This is a genomic window from Mesorhizobium temperatum (assembly GCF_002284575.1).
Taxonomy (GTDB): Bacteria; Pseudomonadota; Alphaproteobacteria; order Rhizobiales; family Rhizobiaceae; genus Mesorhizobium; species Mesorhizobium temperatum.
This window is the reverse complement of the sequence record NZ_NPKJ01000060.1, coordinates 63,518-81,940: the sequence shown is the minus strand read 5'-3', so window position 1 is coordinate 81,940 and position 18,423 is coordinate 63,518. Positions and strand designations below refer to the sequence as shown.

14 protein-coding genes and 1 pseudogene are annotated in these 18,423 nt (G+C 61.9%); 8 read left to right on the top strand and 7 right to left on the bottom strand.

The features are described 5' to 3' along the window. Nucleotides 1-138: 138 nt before the first annotated feature. The gene (locus CIT26_RS21900) at nucleotides 139-1,167 is read left to right on the top strand and encodes a helix-turn-helix domain-containing protein (protein WP_095494785.1); all 1,029 of its coding nucleotides are present in this window, start codon (nucleotides 139-141) and stop codon (nucleotides 1,165-1,167) included. 21 nt (nucleotides 1,168-1,188) lie between these two features. Here CIT26_RS21900 and CIT26_RS21895 read toward each other — a convergent pair whose 3' ends face one another. After that, nucleotides 1,189-3,210 carry a putative bifunctional diguanylate cyclase/phosphodiesterase gene (locus CIT26_RS21895; protein ID WP_095494501.1) on the bottom strand — a complete coding sequence of 674 codons (2,022 nt, stop codon included), beginning with the start codon at nucleotides 3,208-3,210 and terminating at the stop codon, nucleotides 1,189-1,191. Between the two features lie 287 nt (nucleotides 3,211-3,497). On the opposite strand from CIT26_RS21895, the gene CIT26_RS21890 reads away from it, so the two are divergent. Further along, nucleotides 3,498-4,532: a class I SAM-dependent methyltransferase gene (locus tag CIT26_RS21890; protein ID WP_095494500.1), complete on the top strand. Its 1,035-nt coding sequence runs from the start codon at nucleotides 3,498-3,500 to the stop codon at nucleotides 4,530-4,532. A gap of 63 nt (nucleotides 4,533-4,595) precedes the next feature. On the opposite strand, the gene CIT26_RS21885 is transcribed toward CIT26_RS21890, so the two are convergent. Continuing rightward, on the bottom strand, nucleotides 4,596-5,516 hold the full coding sequence (locus CIT26_RS21885) for a sugar kinase (protein WP_095494499.1): 921 nt from the start codon (nucleotides 5,514-5,516) through the stop codon (nucleotides 4,596-4,598). 209 nt (nucleotides 5,517-5,725) lie between these two features. Here CIT26_RS21885 and CIT26_RS21880 point away from each other — a divergent pair, with 209 nt between their 5' ends. The 3 genes and pseudogenes from CIT26_RS21880 to CIT26_RS21870 all read left to right on the top strand — a co-directional run bounded on the left by CIT26_RS21880 (nucleotide 5,726) and on the right by CIT26_RS21870 (nucleotide 8,259). Continuing rightward, nucleotides 5,726-6,169, top strand: a complete 444-nt coding sequence (locus tag CIT26_RS21880) for a FixH family protein (RefSeq protein ID WP_095494498.1) — start codon at nucleotides 5,726-5,728, stop codon at nucleotides 6,167-6,169. A 13-nt stretch (nucleotides 6,170-6,182) separates the two neighbouring features. Next, on the top strand, nucleotides 6,183-7,385 hold the full coding sequence (locus CIT26_RS21875) for a cytochrome-c peroxidase (RefSeq protein ID WP_095494497.1): 1,203 nt from the start codon (nucleotides 6,183-6,185) through the stop codon (nucleotides 7,383-7,385). Between the two features lie 144 nt (nucleotides 7,386-7,529). Beyond that, nucleotides 7,530-8,259, top strand: a pseudogene (locus tag CIT26_RS21870) (cysteine hydrolase family protein). Nucleotides 8,260-8,280: 21 nt separating this feature from the next. Here the strand turns inward: CIT26_RS21870 and CIT26_RS21865 are convergent. Then, a complete protein-coding gene (locus CIT26_RS21865) occupies nucleotides 8,281-8,733 on the bottom strand; it encodes an Lrp/AsnC family transcriptional regulator (RefSeq protein WP_095494496.1) in 453 nt (150 codons plus the stop codon). Between the two features lie 164 nt (nucleotides 8,734-8,897). On the opposite strand from CIT26_RS21865, the gene putA reads away from it, so the two are divergent. Further along, the gene (putA, locus tag CIT26_RS21860; protein ID WP_095494784.1) at nucleotides 8,898-12,509 is read left to right on the top strand and encodes a bifunctional proline dehydrogenase/L-glutamate gamma-semialdehyde dehydrogenase PutA; all 3,612 of its coding nucleotides are present in this window, start codon (nucleotides 8,898-8,900) and stop codon (nucleotides 12,507-12,509) included. A gap of 240 nt (nucleotides 12,510-12,749) precedes the next feature. Here the strand turns inward: putA and hmuQ are convergent, their stop codons facing one another. The 4 genes from hmuQ to CIT26_RS21840 all read right to left on the bottom strand — a co-directional run bounded on the left by hmuQ (nucleotide 12,750) and on the right by CIT26_RS21840 (nucleotide 16,920). Continuing rightward, on the bottom strand, nucleotides 12,750-13,064 hold the full coding sequence (gene hmuQ / locus CIT26_RS21855) for a heme-degrading protein HmuQ (RefSeq protein WP_095494495.1): 315 nt from the start codon (nucleotides 13,062-13,064) through the stop codon (nucleotides 12,750-12,752). Nucleotides 13,065-13,125: 61 nt separating this feature from the next. Then, complete coding sequence (locus CIT26_RS21850) at nucleotides 13,126-14,085, bottom strand: energy transducer TonB family protein (RefSeq protein ID WP_245319515.1); 960 nt, start codon at nucleotides 14,083-14,085, stop codon at nucleotides 13,126-13,128. Nucleotides 14,086-14,230: 145 nt separating this feature from the next. Further along, nucleotides 14,231-14,674 (bottom strand): hypothetical protein, encoded by a 444-nt coding sequence (locus tag CIT26_RS21845; RefSeq protein WP_095494493.1) that lies wholly within the window; start codon nucleotides 14,672-14,674, stop codon nucleotides 14,231-14,233. Nucleotides 14,675-14,679: 5 nt separating this feature from the next. After that, nucleotides 14,680-16,920, bottom strand: coding sequence for a TonB-dependent hemoglobin/transferrin/lactoferrin family receptor (locus CIT26_RS21840; RefSeq protein WP_095494492.1), 2,241 nt, complete (start codon nucleotides 16,918-16,920; stop codon nucleotides 14,680-14,682). Nucleotides 16,921-17,121: 201 nt separating this feature from the next. Between CIT26_RS21840 and hemP the strand changes: the two genes are divergently transcribed. Continuing rightward, a complete protein-coding gene (gene hemP, locus CIT26_RS21835; protein WP_095494491.1) occupies nucleotides 17,122-17,328 on the top strand; it encodes a hemin uptake protein HemP in 207 nt (68 codons plus the stop codon). A 10-nt stretch (nucleotides 17,329-17,338) separates the two neighbouring features. Further along, nucleotides 17,339-18,418 carry a hemin-degrading factor gene (locus tag CIT26_RS21830; protein ID WP_095494490.1) on the top strand — a complete coding sequence of 360 codons (1,080 nt, stop codon included), beginning with the start codon at nucleotides 17,339-17,341 and terminating at the stop codon, nucleotides 18,416-18,418. Nucleotides 18,419-18,423: the final 5 nt, after the last annotated feature.

The following is an 18,423-nucleotide window of genomic DNA, read 5'->3' as shown; positions in this document are numbered from 1 at the left end:
AATCTCGCTCGGTTAGAAGGGACCGACAATGGATTGCAGATGCTGCACTCCGGCGCTTCCTCGATCACGATCGAGGTCGTCCTGAATCGTGATATGGGTCATCATCGCCCGTTTGACCGCCATCCTTGGGGACATGCCTTGATCTTCATTCCGCTGCCGTTCGTTGTCGCATTGCTGCTTCTGATCCTCCTCGCTGCGGTGCTGCGCAGCCAGGAGTCCTCAAAAGGGAATCGGGCGTTCCTTGCTTTGGTCGGTTTGTGCGCCTTGCAATCGGTCGCCGTCGGCTTGCGTTGGGGTTACGATATTGCGGAACTGCGATACTTGCTGCCAGTGCTGGCGAGCTGCCTGCCGCCTCTGGTGCTGGCAAGTTTCCGCAGCTTGATTCACCTCGATGATTCAGAGGGCGGCAGTGCTCGTTGGCTCCATGCCGCACCACCGGTCGGTATCCTCGTGCTGTTGCTGTTGGCCCCGGAGCTGATCGACGCAGCATTGATCTTGCTCTTCATCGGATACGCATCGGCAGTGCTGAATCTTGGCCGCACCGGTCCCGACGCGCTGGACGAGGCGCGTTTCGACCGTGCCATTGCGGCACATCGCGCTCTCGTCATTGCTGCTGCATCGCTCTGTCTGTCGGCCTTTTTCGATTTCGCGGTCCATATGGACTTCGAATGGAGCAAGGGATCGAATGTCGCTTTTATGGTGAGCAATGCAAACCTGCTGGGTCTGCTTCTTATAGGTCTTACAGCCGTCGTCGCGGCTCGCGCGCAGGCGCTCCCCGCTGCTGCCTCGAATATGACTCAAGTTTCATCCACGGTGACGCAAGACCGTGAAGTCTTGGACCGGATCAATCGTCTGCTGGTCGATCAGAAATTGTCTCACGACGAAAACCTGACATTGTCGCGCCTGGCGCGGCGCGCGGGCGTCCCGGCCCGGCAGATATCCGGTGCGGTCAATCGGCTCGCGCGCAAGAATGTCTCCCAATACATCAACGATTTCCGAATTGCAGAAGCCTGCCAGCTGCTCCGGGAGACCGATATGTCGGTAACCGCTGCGATGTTCGAAGCCGGCTTTCAGACGAAATCGAACTTCAATCGTGAATTCCGGCGAGTTACCTCCCTGAGCCCGGCTTCCTGGCGCGAGAGAAACCGACGCCCCGCGATCACTTAGCTCAGATCGCTCCGCCGCTGTTCATGCGGACTTAACGACCGAAAATGGGCGTTTGTAGGTGATCGGTCTCGCCCGGAAACTGGCGGCGGGAGCAGGGCGGCCGACGTGGAAGCCCTGGATTTTATCTATGTCAAATTCGCGTACAACGGCCATCTGCTCGTCGGTTTCGACCCCCTCGACCAGGATTTTATGGCCGCGATTTCGGACCAGGGCAATAATGTCTTGCAGCATCGCCTTGCCCCTCGGGGTACCGCAGTCATGCAGAAACGAGCGGTCGACCTTCACCGTATCGAAATCGATTAGACGAAGCCACGAGAGGCCAGCGAAGCCCGTCCCGAAGTCATCAAGCCATATCCTGATCCCTAGCAGCTTCAGGTCGCTGATGCAGCGGAGAACGTCGGAGTGCATCTCCATCTCCAGCCCTTCGGTGATTTCGAGGGCCAGCCTGCTGCCGGCTACGCCAGTCTCGGTCAAAATGGCCGCAACAGAGGTTGCGAAGCCGGGCGTCTTGAGCTGAATCGGAGAGACGTTGACGCTGACGACACGGACGTGATCGTCCGCCAGAAGCTCAGTGCACACTGTCCTTATTGCCCAGCGCCCAAGCGCCAGGACCGCGCCAGTTCGTTCCGCGACGGGAATGAATAGGCTCGGTGGCACCGAAGTACCGTCCAGCATTTTAAGGCGCATCAGAGCCTCGACGGCTTCAACTCGGCCGGACGCGACATTCTGGATAGGCTGGTAAACGAGTGAAACGAGATCCTGGCCGATCGCGATCTTCAGCAAAGCCGCAATATTCTCGCTCTCGTCGCTGCTCTGGGGGTCGTTTGGATCGAACAGCCAGGTACAATTGCGACCGCCTGCTTTTGCCAGATAGAGTGCGCGATCGGCCTCGTGGATGATTTTTTCCAACTTGGCGCCGATCTGCGGCCTGGTGAATGCAGCGCCAACGCTCACCGTCACAAGCGAGATACCGTCTCTGCGCTGCTCGTGGGGAAGCGCGAGGTTCTCCACCGTGCTTCGAATGGCTTCGGCAATATCTGCGACCTGTTCTCTTTTCTCCATGCGAGCCAGGACAATGAATTCCTCACCGCCGTAGCGGCCGATTGAGCCATTGTACTGCTTAATCATATCGGCAAGGGCATTGGCGACAAGAATCAGGCAGCGGTCGCCTTCTTGATGTCCGTAATAGTCATTAAACCTTTTGAAGAAGTCCACGTCGATGAGGATCGCCACAAAACTGCTGCCAGACCTTTGCCAGTCGCTCCAGTAATCCCGCAGCTTCTCGTCAATCGCCCGCCGATTCTCCAGACCCGTAAGCGGATCGGTTCTCGACAGATTCAACAGCGCCTGTCCGCGCTCGGTGGCTTCCTTGTGCTGGATTTTGGCTTCGAGGGCATTCAGGAAGACGTTGTAGCGTTCCTCGTTCAGCTTCCAGTTTACGTAAGACGTAAATGTGAAGCATGAAATGTAGAAAGCTCCAAATACCATTTTGTACATTAATGTAGACGGCACAAAATAGTTTACGACATACAGTATTACCAAAATTATTGCAGAAGTTACAATAGACAGGCTGAATTTAAACGTGAAGAAGAGATTAGCGCTCATCATGAAGATGGTGCCAAAGACCATGTAATACGAGACGCTTTCCTTGTCCGCACCCATGACCGCTGGGCACAGCCACCCAACATAGCCAAAGATGATGGCTCCAGCGCAAGTCACGTCAATCCATTCCGTTCCGACTCCCTGGCGAAGTTGTGCTTCCAGGATCAAGAGTGCAGTCACTCCGACCGCGAAGCGTGCCGTGATCGTATAGAGTGCCACATCCGGAATCAGCAGCAGATCCGTTGCCGAAAACAGCAGATAGATGGCAACGGCGATCCAAAGCCCCGGCCTGGCGTCCATTCTTCGCTTCGCTTGGCCTTCCTCTCGGTAGAGGTTGCGAAGCTCGTCGGACCGCGGCTCGTAGCGCGGTTCGAACGGTTCCGCATGGGCTATATCGGCCAATGCGGATGACGCGCATTCGTTCGTCACCACAAACCCCATTTGAACGGGGCTTTGTATTCCGAACTCATTTCTAGCTTCTGCCCCCAATGCCGGCCGACTCCTCGGGCGCGACAGCGATTGCGGCGCCTCGCAAACAATATGCAGTCGCGCAAATAGGTTTTCGTTAACTCGTATCCGGAATCCGACCCGCAAGGCGTCCAAAGAACCAGCATGGTTGGCGGGAAATTAACGACATCGCTAAAATGCTGGAGATGTGGCTTGGCAAAGATAAAATTTTACGCAATATCTAGCTAATATCTAGTTAATTGTAACTGTGGAGTTATGCGGTGGCAACCATCCTCGATGGCAAAAGTCTGATTACTGCCGAGATGATCGCCGCCAGTCTCCCTCGAAGAAAGCTCGAGCCTCACAGCGAAGCGTTCGAAACCGCTCGCGTAGAGCTTGCGCTCATTCTCCACACGACACACCAGCAAGTCGAGCAACGAAAGGACCCCGCGGAGATCATTCGCCGTCTGATGTCGTATCTCGATGCAACGCGTTCCAAGGTCCATCCGGACGTTTGGCAAGCATTGATACCGGTAGTGCGGAACCACCCGATCCTGGAGTACTTTCTTGAGGATCCGCTTACGCGGTGGTCCCATGACAAGCCCAGAGGTTATTCTGGCGACGCGCAGTTGCTCGACTACATCTATTGCGATCCGCACGTGGCCGAGAGCGTGGCAAACGCCTCGGAAATCGGCAAGGCGCTCTATAGCCATACCAAGGATGTACCGTCGTGCGTCGCGGCCCGGGAACGACGCGATCTTTTAACCCGATATGTCGATGAGATTGCGACCAGGAATGGACCAGAAGCCGAGGTCCTGGCGATTGCGGCCGGCCATTTAAGGGAGGCCAATCGCTCGACCGCCTTGCAGGAGGGCCGTCTCAAGCGCTGGGTTGCGCTCGATCAGGATCCTCAGAGCGTTGGATTGATCACGCGCGACTTCCAGGGCACCGCGGTAGAGGCCATTGACGGCTCGGTACGAACCATGCTCACGCGGGGCCACAAGCTTGGCAAGTTCGACTTCATCTACGCCTCCGGCCTTTACGACTACCTTGCGCACAACGTCGCCGTGAAGCTCACGAAAACTTGCTTGCAGATGCTGAAGCCGAACGGGACGTTCCTTTTCGCGAACTATGCAGAGGGCAACCCTGACGCCGGCTACCGGGAGACGTTCATGAACTGGGTGTTGCTGCTGCGGTCGGAAGTCGATATGTGGAACATCATCAATGCCAGCGTCGACCGCAACACCGTCGAGGCGCAGGTGTTCTTTGGCGAGAACCGCAACGTCCTGTACGGCGTCATCGAAAAGCGCGGATAGTGACCGCCTTTGGCTGCAAGCTTGTCAGCCGTTGGCGGCAGCCAGTCTGATTGCGTTTTGATCCTAACCTTCGAACGCTGCCCTTAACGTCTCGAATGGCGCCAGCGCGCCGCGCACCTGCACGACGGCTGCGGCGACGCGATGCGCGCGCAGCACCGCCTCGGTCGGGAGATGGCCGGCAAGCCGGGCGGCGAGATAGGCGCCATTGAAGGAATCGCCGGCGCCGGTCGTGTCGACGGGGGCGGCGACATGCACGGCCGGAACGGGTTGCGGGGTCCCGTTTGCCGCGATCAGCGCCGGCTCCTCGCCGTTCTTGACGACGACTTCGCCGACCAGCTTCCCCAGCCGTTCCGCGGTTGCTTGCGGCGCTGCGTCGCCGAACAGCATCTGCTCGTCGGGAAAGGTCGGCAGCGCGATGTCGGTGACTGCGAGGGCATCGAGGATCGCGGTCTGTGCTTCCTCGCGCCGGTGCCACAGCCGCGGCCGGTAGTTGGGATCGAAGGCGACGAGCGAGCCGGCGGCGCGCGCCTTGGCCACCGCGGTCAGCAGCGTGTTGCGCGCGGCGTCATCCAGAATTGCCAAAGTGATTCCGGAAAAGTAAACAAGCGCCTGATTTTCAAGGCTTTTCGCCAAGGCAGCCGCGTCGGAGGCAAGCTGCCTTGCCGCCGCATCGCCGCGCCAGTAGGTGAAGGAGCGTTCGGCGCCGGTCAGTGTGATCGCATAGAGACCGGGCCGTGCGCCTGCTATGATCGGGCTGGCGCCGATGCCGATGCCGTTTTGCGCAAAGAAACCGATCTGGTCGCGCGAGAACGGGTCGTCGCCGAAGGCCGACACATAGGTCGCCGGCCGGTCGCCGCTCAGCGCATGCAGCGCCCACAGCGTATTGAACGTGTCGCCGGCAAAACCCATGCGCCAGTTCGGCCCCGCCTGGCCTGAAAGTTCGAGCATGCATTCACCGATCGAGGCGACGCCGTTTCCTGTCATGAATCTCTCTCCTGGTGCATGTCGCCCAAAGCTTGCGCAGCGGTTTTGGGATAACGACATGCACAAAACCAAGACCCGGTGCTGTAGCTTTTTGCGAGCGGCAGCGCCATGCTTGGCCATCGCGGATTTTTGCGCCAGCGGCGTTTTCTCACGCGGACGGCGGGACGCAAGCTGCGCAGCGAGACGTTATCTCCGGAAGAGGAAACGGTTTGGCATCGTTATGGCGTTATGTTCTGGCAGGTCTTGGTCTGGCTGCCTTGCTGGCCGGCATTCTCGCCGCCGTCTATCTGACCGCGCTGCAAGCGCCGCAACGTGCCGAGATTGCCCGCTCGAAGAAGACGACGAACGGGCTGTTTGTGGCCAGTTTCGAGCCGGAGCGGGGTGTCATCAGGCAAGGCGAGCTGCAATCCTGGCTGCTGACCCTGAGGACTGGTGCGGGAACCCCGGTGGAGGGCGCCGCGATCACGATTTCCGGAGGCATGCCGCAGCACAGGCACGGTCTGCCGACCAGCCCGCAGGCGACCGATTATCTGGGCGACGGGTGCTATCGCATCGACGGGGTGAAATTCACGATGAGCGGATTGTGGCAATTGCATTTTGCTATTTCCGCGGCGGCCGGATCCGACACGGTGGTCTTCAATGTGTTGCTCTGAGCGCTGGAGCAAGATGAACCGCTTTTCGCGTCTTTTCGCGCTGCTGGCGATGGCCGTGCTTGCCGGCTGCGGCAAGCCGGCGTTTTCCGATGCCGAAAAGAAGACCATCGCCTCGTTGGGGCTGTCGGCGCTGCCGCCGCTGAAAGCCGACACCAGCAACCGCTTCGCCGACGTGCCGGCCGCCGCCGCCCTCGGCGCGACGCTGTTTTTCGATGTCGGGATGAGCGGCGACGGCAAGGTTTCCTGCTCGACCTGTCACAAGATCGACCGGCAGTTCCAGGACGACCTGCCGCAAGCGGTCGGCGCCGGACGCACCAACCGGCGCACCATGCCGCTGGCCGGCGTCGCGCATGATGCATGGTTGTTCTGGGACGGCCGGCGCGACAGTCTTTGGGCGCAGGCACTGGCGCCGCTGGAAAATCCGCTGGAGCAGGCCGGCAACCGCGCCGCCTACGCGCACTATATCAAGGCCCGATTCGGCGAGCGCTACGAACGCATCTTCGGGCCGCTGCCCGACCTTTCGACTGTTCCGGCCAACGCCAGTCCGCTCGGCAGCGATGCCGAGAAGGCAGCCTGGAACGCCATGCCCGCTGCACAAGCCGAGGCCGTCAACCGCGTCTTCGCCAATATCGGCAAGGCGATCGCCGCCTTCGAGCGGTCGATCGCGCCGCCGCAGACGCGCTTCGACCGGTTCGCCGCCGCCCTGGCTACCGGTACACAGCTGCCGCAAGGCGATGATGCGATGTCGCCCGAGGAGATCCTCGGGCTGAAACTGTTCATCGGCAAGGCGAATTGCGTGACGTGCCATACCGGGCCGCGTTTCACCGACGGCAGCTTTCACAACACCGGCGTGCCGCCGGTTGCAAATCTGCCGCCGGATCGCGGCCGCATGGATGCGGTGGCGCAGGTCGAGGCCGACCCGTTCAACTGCTTCGGCGCCTTTCGCGATGGCGACGCCAGCGCCTGCGGCGAGCTGCGCTTCATGGTCAAGGCCGGACCGGAACTCGTCCGCGCCTACAAGACGCCGTCGCTGCGCGGTGCCGCCACCCGTGCGCCCTACATGCATGCCGGGCAATTTTCCTCGCTCGACGAGGTGGTGGCGCATTATTCGAAAGCGCCGGCCAGTGTCGAGGGTGTATCCGAGGTCCACCCGCTGCAGCTTTCGAACCGCGAGCGCGCGGCGCTGGTGGCGTTTTTGAAGACGCTGGCGGAGTGAGGCCGGGTTTGTTTTCGATAAGAGCGGACCCCTGTCTTGGGCCGCCAAGCACCGATGTAGCCCCCTTTGTTGACACGATGCAGGGTCGCTGATCATGATAACCAAGGCGCAAAGTGCGATACCTCAGGCTGTGGGAGGATAAAAATGCAGCCACTTGTCATCGACGCAAAGCCTCAACCTGTTTCAATTGACCCCGCCAAGACTGCAGTTCTCGTCGTGGACATGCAGAATGACTTCGGCTCGAAAGGCGGGATGTTCGACAGAGCCGGCATCGATATCTCCGGGATTCAACGGGCTGTCGGCCCTACTGCAAGCGTAATAGCGGCCGCTCGCAAATTGAGACTGCCCATCATTTATCTGAAGATGGGGTATCATTCCGACCTTTCGGATCTCGGGACATCGGATGCCCCCAATCGTCTCCGACATCTCCAGATCTTTGGGGTCGGTGAGAACATGACAGCGCCGGATGGCAGCGAGAGCCGGATTCTGATCCGCGACACCTGGGGAACGGATATCGTCAGCGACCTAAAGCCGGAGGCGGGGGATGTTGTCCTCTACAAAACCCGGTTCAGCGGCTTCTACGAGACCGAACTCGATGCTGTTCTGAAGACCGCAGGCATCAAACAGCTCATCGTGACAGGATGCACGACCAGCGTGTGTGGAGTCGACAATTCGGGACGCCTTTTTTAGGGACTATCACTGCATCCTGCTGACGGATTGCACGAGCGAGCCCATCGCGTTGGACTCCCCAAGGAGCAACCATGACGCCTCGATTACGCTCGTGCAGATACTCTTTGGATGGACATCGACGTCCGACCATTTCCTGAGGGCAATCGAGGGGCAAATTCAGGAGCGTCTTGAACGAGCCGGATGAACTGACGAGCTCAGTGAACGCCTACCGATCCTTCACCGTCTCCATCGCCACGAAGGTCGAGGTCTGGGCGACGTGGGGCAGGGCGGAGATGCGCTCGCCGAGCACGCGGCGGTAGGCGGCGATGTCGGTGGTGCGGACTTTCAGGAGATAATCGAAGCTCGACGCCATCATGTGGCATTGCTCGATCTCCGGCACCGTTTGCACGGCGCGGTTGAAGGCGTCGAGCGCGGCCGAGCGGGTGTCGGACAATTTCACCTGGACGAAGGCGACATGGCCTTCGCCCATGCGCTCGCGATCGATGATCGCCTGATAGCCGCGGATGATGCCGGCCTTTTCCAGCCGCTTGACCCGCGCCTGCACCGGCGTCTTCGACAAGCCGACCTTTGCCGCGAGTTCCGACATGGAAAGCCGGCCGTCGCTGCCCAGCGCCGACAGGATGTTCCTGTCGATGCGGTCCAATTGGTCTTCGTTCATCGATTCTGTGGTCAAGTTGGGGGAAAATCCGGCCCATGATAGTTCAATCGACCTGCCGTGTCGATTTCTTTGGACCGACCGAAACCAAGCTTTGTGCTAGCTTGCGCCATTCGGTCCGGTGACCGCCGGACCGCTTCCTGATGCTCGCTCTCTACAGGACCGTCATGCCAGCGCTCGATGCCATCCGCCAGCAGATCCGTGCCAATTATTTGCCTGACGAAGACGAGGCCGTGAAGCGGCTGGCCGAGGCGACAGGGCTTTCGACGAAAGAGCGGAGGGCAATCTCGGCCCGCGCCGCCGATCTGGTGCGGGCGGTGCGCGGCTCGTCCGATCCGCGGCTGATGGAGGTCTTCCTCTCCGCCTACGGCCTCTCCACCAAGGAGGGCGTGGCGCTGATGTGTCTTGCCGAAGCGCTGCTTCGGGTACCCGACACCGAGACGATGGACGATCTCATCGCCGACAAGATCGCGCCGCATGACTGGTCGGCGCATTCGGGCGGCTCGAGCTCGATTTTCGTCAATGCGTCGACCTGGGCGCTGATGCTGACCGGTCGAGTGCTCGAGGAAGGCGAGGACGGCATCGAAGGCACGCTGCGCGCCATGGTGCGCCGGCTGGGCGAGCCGGTCATCCGCAGGGCGGTCGCTGCCGCCATGCGCGAAATGGGGGAGCAGTTCGTGCTCGGCCGCACGATTGCCGAGGCCGTCAAGCGCGGCCGGCCGATGACCCAGAAAGGCTATCTCTATTCCTTCGATATGCTGGGCGAAGCGGCTCGCACCGAGGCCGACGCCTTGCGCTATCTCAAGGCCTATGCCGACGCCATCTCGTCGCTCGATGCCGGCGCCAATGGTCCCGACATCCGCCAGAACCACGGCATCTCGGTCAAGCTCTCGGCGCTGCACCCGCGCTATGAAGTGACGCAGAAGGAAAAGATGCTGCCTGTGATGGCCGAGCGGCTTTTGTCGCTGGCGCTGGCGGCGCGCCATTCGCGCATGGGCCTCAACGTCGACGCCGAGGAAGCCGACCGCCTCGACCTGTCGCTCGAAATCATCGAGCGGGTGCTGGCGGAGCCGGAACTCGCCGGCTGGGACGGTTTTGGCGTCGTCGTCCAGGCCTATGGTCCGCGCGCCGCCTTCGTCATCGACTGGCTCTATGCGCTGGCGCAGAAATACGACCGCACCATCATGGTGCGGCTGGTCAAGGGCGCTTATTGGGATACCGAGATCAAGCGGGCGCAGGCGCTCGGGCTCGACGGCTATCCGGTCTTCACCCGCAAGGCCAACACCGACGTGTCCTACCTCGCCTGCGCGAAAAAGCTGCTGTCGATGACCGACCGCATCTATCCGCAATTCGCCACCCACAACGCCCACACCGTCGCCGCCATCCTGTCGATGGCCGGGGATCGCGATTCCTTCGAGTTCCAGCGCCTGCACGGCATGGGCGAGGCGCTGCATGAGACGGTGCGGCGCGCCGAGGGCACGCGCTGCCGCATCTATGCGCCGGTCGGCGCGCATTCCGACCTGCTTGCCTATTTGGTCCGCCGGCTGCTCGAAAACGGCGCCAACTCTTCCTTCGTCCACCAGCTCACCGACGAGGAGGTCGAGCCGGAGGATATTGCTCGCGACCCGCTCGAAACTGTCGAGAAACAGGGTCCCGCCGCCAATCCGGCGATCCCCCGCCCGTCGGCGATCTTCGGCGCTGCCCGCCGCAACTCGAAGGGGTTCGACATCACCGATCCGGTGACGCTGGCCGCGATCGACAAGGCCAGGGCTGAATTCGCGGGACCGGACCGCTGGCACGCCAAGCCGATCACCCGGGCCGCCGGCTACGGCAAGCAGCGTCCGGTGGCCAATCCGGCAAAGCCCGACGAGGTGGTCGGCACGGTCAGCGAGGCCAGCGCCAAGCAGGTCGCGATCGCCGTGCGCATCGCGGTGGAGGCACAGCCGGCATGGGCAAAACGCCCTGTCGCCGAGCGCGCCGCCATCCTCAACCGCGCCGCCGACCTCTATGAGGCCAATGCCGTCGAGTTCTTCGCGCTCGCCGCCCGCGAGGCCGGCAAATCGCTGGCCGACGGCGTCGCCGAAGTGCGCGAAGCGGTCGACTTCCTACGCTACTACGCTGCCGAAGCGGCCAATGCCGAGATCGGCACCGAAGCGCGCGGGGCGATCGCCTGCATCTCGCCGTGGAATTTTCCGCTCGCCATCTTCACCGGCCAGATTGCGGCAGCACTCGTGACCGGCAATTCGGTCATCGCCAAGCCGGCCGAACAGACGCCGCTGATCGCCTTCCGCGCCGTCGAATTGCTGCGCGAAGCCGGCGTGCCGGAAGACGTCATCCAGCTTCTGCCCGGCGACGGTCCCTCGGTCGGCGGCCCGCTGACCGCCGATCCGCGCATTGCCGGCGTCTGCTTCACCGGCTCGACCGAGGTCGCCAAGCTGATCGAGAAGCAACTGGCCGAGACTGCAGCGCCCGATGCCATGCTGATCGCCGAGACCGGCGGGTTGAACGCGATGATCGTCGATTCCACCGCGCTGCCCGAGCAGGCGGTGCGCGACATTCTTGCCTCGGCCTTCCAGAGCGCCGGCCAGCGCTGCTCGGCGCTGCGCGTGCTCTATGTGCAGAAGGACGTCGAGAAGAAGATGCTGGAGATGCTGAAGGGCGCGATGGAAGCGCTCAGCCTCGGCGATCCCTGGCGGATATCGACCGATGTCGGCCCGGTCATCGACGACGAGGCACAAAAATCGATCCGCGACTATTGCACTGACATGGGCCTGCAGGGCCGGCTGATCGCCAAACTCGAAGCGCCGAAGGATGGCCGCTTCGTCGCGCCGCATGTCTTTCGGGTCAAGGGCATCGAGGACATGGAGCGCGAGGTGTTCGGGCCGGTGCTGCATGTCGCCAGCTTCGACGCCGACGATATCGACGGGGTCATCGCCGCGATCAACCGCAAGGGTTATGGCCTGACCTTCGGCCTGCACACCCGCATCGAAGGCCGCGCCCAGCATTTCGTCGACGGCATCCATGCCGGAAACATCTATGTCAACCGCAACCAGATCGGTGCCGTGGTCGGCTCGCAGCCGTTCGGCGGCGAAGGGCTTTCCGGCACCGGGCCGAAGGCCGGCGGGCCGCACTATCTCAGGCGGTTCCGCAAGGGGCCGCAGGCGGGCACGCCTATTCTTGACGGCCGCAAGGTGACGGCGATCGAACTTGCCGACAATCTGCCGGACCCGACGCTTGGCGGCTGGTCGACGCGGGCGGACCGGGTGGCGGTGCTGAGGAAGCATTTGCGCGGCAAGGGTGCTGCGGCCATCGGTGCCGCCGCCAGCATCGATTTCGGCCAGGTCGATTTGCCCGGCCCGACCGGCGAGGCCAACACGCTATCGCTGTCGCCGCGCGGCCGCGTGCTCTGTCTGGGACCGGACGCCGACACGCTGCTTGCCCAGACCATCCAGGCGCTGGCGGCCGGCAATGCGGTGCTGGCCGTCGCGCCCGGTGCGCCGGCGGCACTGTCGCCGCTGACCGGCAAGGGCCTGCCGCTGGCGGCCATCGACGGCCGGCCCGACCCGGTCGAGGCACGCGCGCTGCGTGTCGACGTCGTCGCCTTTTCCGGCACGCCCGAGGCCGCGCGTATCGTGCGCAAGGTGATCGCCGACCGCGCCGGCCCGATCGTGCCGCTGGTCAGCGAAGTGCTCAACCCGGCGGCCTATGCACATGAGCGCGCCGTCTGCGTCGACACCACGGCTGCCGGCGGCAATGCCAGCCTGCTGGCCGCGGCCTGAGGCTTAGCCAGGGCTTTTCGTTGCTCTTGGGCGTCGTGGCAATCGCTTCAGGTTTGCGCTGCCCCTCACCCTTACCCTCTCCCCGTATAGTGACGGGGAGAAGGTCCCGGCAGGGGGTTGAGGGGCGGCGCCGAGATCGGCAATTAGCTTGACGCGATTGACGGCGCGGAAGCTTCACGCTTCTTCGGGCGCGCAGCCGAATTTCAGCTGCGCGCCCGGTCGACTGCGGGCGAGGCCATGTCACGCGCCCTCGACGACCGAAAAACCCTCGAACTGCGGATGGCCGAGATAGTGCAACTTGGTGGAGCCGGCGTTGCGGTGCGCGGCGCGAAAGTTCTCGGACTTGGTCCAGGCGACAAAATCCTCATGGCTCGCCCAAACCGTGTGCGAGGCGAACAGCGTGTAGCCTTCAGCCTCGTTGACCGGACCGCGCAACAGATGAAATTCCTTGAAACCCTTCATTTCCGAAAGGCTCGAATCACGGTTCTTCCAGATGTCCTCGAAGGCCTCCTCCGAGCCGTTCTGGACCTTGAAGCGGTTCATGGCGATGTACATTGGCTGTCCTTTCGGGATTGGCGAACTGTGACGGTAGATGGAAACGACGAGGCGAAGATCCTCAAAATGGACCGATCCGCGCTTTAAACACCCAACTCGACCTGCCAGTTTCGCTTGGAATGGGAGGGAACGGTGCTTGCTTGCGCACCAGCGTCAAAGCGAATTGATCAAGCTCCGCAGAACCTGAGCTTTCGGCAAGCTGTATGTCGCTGATGCTGCCGTCGGCCATGACAACGAAAACGACCCTGGCATTGTTGCGGGCGCTCGCTTGTATCGATTTCGAAACACGACGGTTGGCGCGGGCAAGCCTCTTCTGAACTTCACCGCTGTAGCGGGATTCTATCGCATTGCCTGCCGCTGCCTGCCTCTTGCCCTTGCTGGACGTCACCGCGTCGCGTTCCTCGCCATCCGCCGCGCCGCGGGCCTCGTTCGTTTCGCCGGCTCCGCCAAGACCTGGTGTCGCGCTCGGCCTTGGCGTCGGGATCGGCGGCTGTCCGATATCGGCAGGAGGCGCCTCGGTGCTCTCGGCCGGAGCAGCCGGCTCTGCCGGCGTTTCGATCTTCGGAGCCACGCTCTGCTCGTCGAGGCGCGGGGTGTCGGCCGTCAGTATGTCTGGCGCGGCGGTGGGTTGTTTGACAATCTGCGGCAAGGGCGCGGGGGGCTGCTCGGCCATTTCCCTAGCGGGTCGGTCGGCAGGCGGCTCGGGCTTGACCTCAGGCTTGGCCGGCTGCGGGTCAGGCACCAAGGTAACGCTCATCGCGCCCGGGGCCGGACCTTCCAAGTCGCTGCCGACCACGTTGGCGCCGGTTTGATCGGTGCCTTCCATCTGGATTGCATCCTTGGAATCGGACATGCCGCCAGGTGCGATGAGAAAAGCGGCCGCCACCGCGACATGAAACAGGCAGGAGGCGATGATCGCTGCCGTCCATTTGCGGCTCATGGCTGACGGTCGGACCGGCGCAAGCGGTTCGGTCGGCGCAATCGCCAGTTCGCCATTGGCGTGGGGGAGAGGACTGATCATCTGCATGGCTCGCGACGAGACCTGCCGCGACCGGCGCGGACTTGTCAAATCAAGATCGTTGGCATCTAGCGGCGACAGAGCAGAGGTGGCCAGAGGCCACGCCACTATGTTTCGTGCGAGTGCGGGCTCCAGCCGCACTGTGTTCTCAGACCCCGAAGGCGATGCCGGTCTTGGTCTCGGTCTTCAGTCCACGCATGCAAGCGTCCGGCTGGATGCCGGCGCCGGCGCATTCGGTCGCGCTGTTGATCAGCACGCGGCTGACCTTGGCGCAGTCGGCGCCGGCAAGATCGAAACGCGTCACCTTGGTCTTGCCTGCCGGCAGGTCCTTGAAGTCGAGCACGGTCAGCCGGTCGACGACGCCGGCCTCGTTGAACAGCGCGATCTCGAACGCCGCCTTCGAGAGATCGGCGCCGAGCGTGTTGTTGACCACGAAGGTCAGACGGCAGCCCTTGTCGGAGGGTTGTGCGCCATTGAGTTCAAGCGTGAGAGCAGGGGCCGGCGCAGACTGTTGCGCCCACGCCGGACCCATCGCAAGCGGCATGGCCAGCACCGAGGTCAGCAGGCGAAGCGATGCCGTCAAGCTTGTCATTGTCGTCAGCCTCCAAATCGCATTGTCGCCGCCAGCTTCAGCGTGACGCCAGGCTCGTAAACTACACTCGTGGCCGATGCATTCAACGGGTTGGTGTATTTGACGTCGAACAAATTGTCGGCGCGGAAGTCGATCTTGAAATTGTCGGTCGCCCGGTAGCTGGCGAAGGCATTGACCAGCGTGTAGTCCTTAGCCACAGGGTTGCCCTTCGGCTTGCCATTGTACTGCACCTCGCCGCCGACGGTCAGCTTGTCCTCCAGAAAGCGGAAGCCGAGTTGCCCGGTGACTTGGGAAGAGGGGACGGTGACGAGGTCTGCCCGCTCGCCGTCATAGGAGATGGTGTGGCCATCGATGATCGACGCCGAAAGCCCGGCGAAACCCCAGCTGGCGTCATAGATGCCTTCCATTTCGAAGCCGCGGATCTTGGCTTTTGCAAAATTCTGGTACTGGAAGCAGATCGGGATGCCGGGGCCGAACGGGCAGCCGCTGGTCGGATCGAAGGCCGACAGGGTGACGCCGTCGATGTAGTCTTCGACGTCGTTGTTGAAGTAGGCCGCCTTGAAACGAAACGCGTCGCCGGCTTCGACGATGTCGTCCTGCTTGTAGTTGATACCGAATTCGACGGTCTTGCCGGTTTCAGGTTTCAGATCGGGATTGGGGAGAAACGGAAAGCTGACGCCTGCCGGATGGTTGCCGCTGATGAGGGTTTCCGACAGCGACGGGGAGCGATATCCCTCCGCGTAGGTGCCGTAGAGTTGCAGCCCCGAAAGGCTGGCGGTTTCGAACGGCGAGACGCCGACGGTGATGCGCGGCGACAGCCGGTCACCGGAGGTTTCGCCGACATCGCTTTCCAGCTTGTAGCTGTCATAACGCAGCCCAGCGATAATCTCGAGCCAGTCCCAGGTGAGCTTGTCCTGGATGTAAGCGCCGGAAACGTTTCGCTTGCCCGACGGGGTATAGAAACTGTCGCCTCCTGCGGCGCCACCCGTCTCGACGTCATCGCCAACCCAGTCGCCACCATAGGTCAGCTCATGCGCAATGCCGGCGGTCTCGAACCGCGAGGTGTTCCAAATGTCGATGCCCGAAGTGCCGACATCGAAAGTCGACATTGAACCCGCCGGCAGAACGATGGGAAGACCGGTGACTGGATCAAACCGGTTTTGCGGAACGAGGCTTGTCATCTCCAGCTTGGTCTTGTTGTAGGAGGCGTTGACGTGGAGATCGAGCCAGCTCTTGTCGTCATCGGTGATGTTGTAGCGCGCCGTGAAGGTATTCGCCTCCAGGTCGACATCATTCACCGGCGTGCCGCCGCCGACCTCGTTCCACCCGTCGCTCGTGCCATTCCAGCCCAGCTTCAGTTCGCTGTTTTCGCTGGGGCGTATGGTTGTCTTGAGAAGGCCGCTCAAAACGTCGAAACCGGTGCCGTTGACCGTATCGCCGCCGCCATCCTTGTAGTCGTCATAGTCGCGATAGACGATGTTGCCGAGGACATCCCAGTTTTCGTTGAAACGGTAGGCGCCGGCAGCACTGGTCGTCCAGCCTTCGCCATTGCTCTCATAACGCCCGGTCGCCGACGCCGCCCATGTCTCGCCGTCGCGAAGATAGTCTTCCGCGTCCTTGGTCTCGAACAGGACGACGCCGCCGATGGCGCCCGAGCCGTAGGTGTTGGCGACCGGGCCGCGGATGACGTCGACGGATTTGATGAGCTCCGGGTCGATATAGAAGGTGGATTGCGTGCCGTGGTCGGAGCGCTGGAAATTTTGCCGCGCACCGTCGACGATCACTGCGACGCGCCCGAAATCCTGCAAGCCGCGGATATTGATGCTGGAGGAGACGCGCCTTGCGTCTGCCTGGACCGCTACACCCGGCACACCCAACAGCATTTCGTTAGGAGTCGTCGCCATACGGCGTTCCAATTGCTCCTGATCGACATGGCTGACCGAAGCCAGGGAATCGATCGCCGTCTCGCCGGTGCGGCTGATGACCAGGATCTGGTCGAGCAGCGTTGCGCCTGCCGGGGCCGGCGCAGCCTCTTCAGGCGTCTGCGCTTGTTCGGTCTGCTGCTGGTCTGTTGCAGGTTGGGCGGCCTGTTGAGCATTGGCCGACTGAGCATTGGCCGACGGGGTGAGCAGCGCGATCACCGCAGCGCCTGCCAGCAATACGGCTATCCCCTTTGCCGTAGATCGATGCGCCGGACCTGAGCTGCTATTCGCCAGGCCCAGCCGTCCCCAAGTCGCCAACCCCATGCCCCAACTCCAAAAGTCCTGGTTCGATGCTGGCTGGCTTGACGCTCGCTGGCTTTTTCATCGTGTTCCGGCGTCTTAAATCTTGACTCGTTTAGTCCGGTATTGCACTGACTAATAAACATGATTATTCAAGTCAAGAAATGAATCGGCATCTACGCAACGCCTAGCCAGACGCCCGGCCCAGGAAAGGGATCGAACCAGATGAACACGCACAATCCCAATGACTTTCGCTATCGCGTCCGCCGTTCCGACGACAATTCGGCTCGTTTCGATCGGGTCCCGTTGACGGTGAGGACCCTGTCCAGCAACACGCTGTTCCAGGGCGAACACGAGATCGGCATCGAGCATCACGGAGCGCTCTACCGGCTGAAGATCACCCGCCAGGGCAAGCTCATCCTCAACAAGTAGGTAGTAAGCTATGGACCAGCGCGTAAAGCCCGCTCCGCACGAGATCCGGCGGGCGCGGGCAGACAATCCGAAGACGCGCGAGCGCGATCTCGCCGCCCAGCTTGGCATTTCGGAGGCCGAACTGGTCGCCGCGCATTGCGGCGACGGCGTCGTCCGTGTCGAGCCGCGCGTTAACGATCTTCTGACCGGCCTCGAGGCGGTCGGCGAGGTCATGGCGCTGACGCGCAACGAAAGCGCTGTGCACGAGAAGATCGGCGTCTACGACAAAGTCATCACCGGCAACCACAATGCCATGGTGCTTGGCGAGAACATCGACCTGCGCATTTTCCCGAAAGTCTGGGCGCACGGCTTTGCCGTCGAAAAGCGCGACGGCGGCGATATCAGGCGCAGCCTGCAGTTCTTCGATGCGTCAGGCGAGGCGGTGCACAAGGTGCATCTGCGGCCGGCGTCCAACCTCTATGCCTATCAGAAGCTGGTGGCCGAACTCGAATCGCCGAACCAGGAGTCGACCGTTGCGATTTCAGAGGAGGGCGCGATTTCAGAAGGCGGGCTTGAAAACGAGGCCGAGGCTTCCGACGCTTCCGCTGATGTCGATGATCTGCGCGACCGCTGGAGCCGGCTGACCGACGTGCACCAGTTCTTCGGCATGCTGAAGACACTGAAGCTCGATCGCCGCCAAGCGATGCGCATGGTCGGCCAGGATTACGCCTGGCTGCTCGACAACGATGCCGTCAGCGCCATGTTCCATCATGCCGCCGAGGGCGAGGTGCCGATCATGTGTTTTGTCGGCGATCGCGGCTGCATCCAGATCCATTCAGGTCCGATCAAGTCGATCAAGCCGATGGGACCATGGATCAACGTGCTGGACGAGACCTTCCACCTGCATCTGCGGACCGACCACATCCAGGAGGTCTGGGCCGTGCGCAAACCGACTAAGGACGGCCACGTCACGTCTCTCGAAGCCTATGGCGCCGACGGCAAGATGATCATCCAGTTCTTCGGCAAGCGCCATGAAGGCGAAAGTGAGCGCGAGGACTGGCGGTTTCTGGCAGAGAACCTGCCGCGCATTCCAAACCCGACCGCAGCCTGAGGACA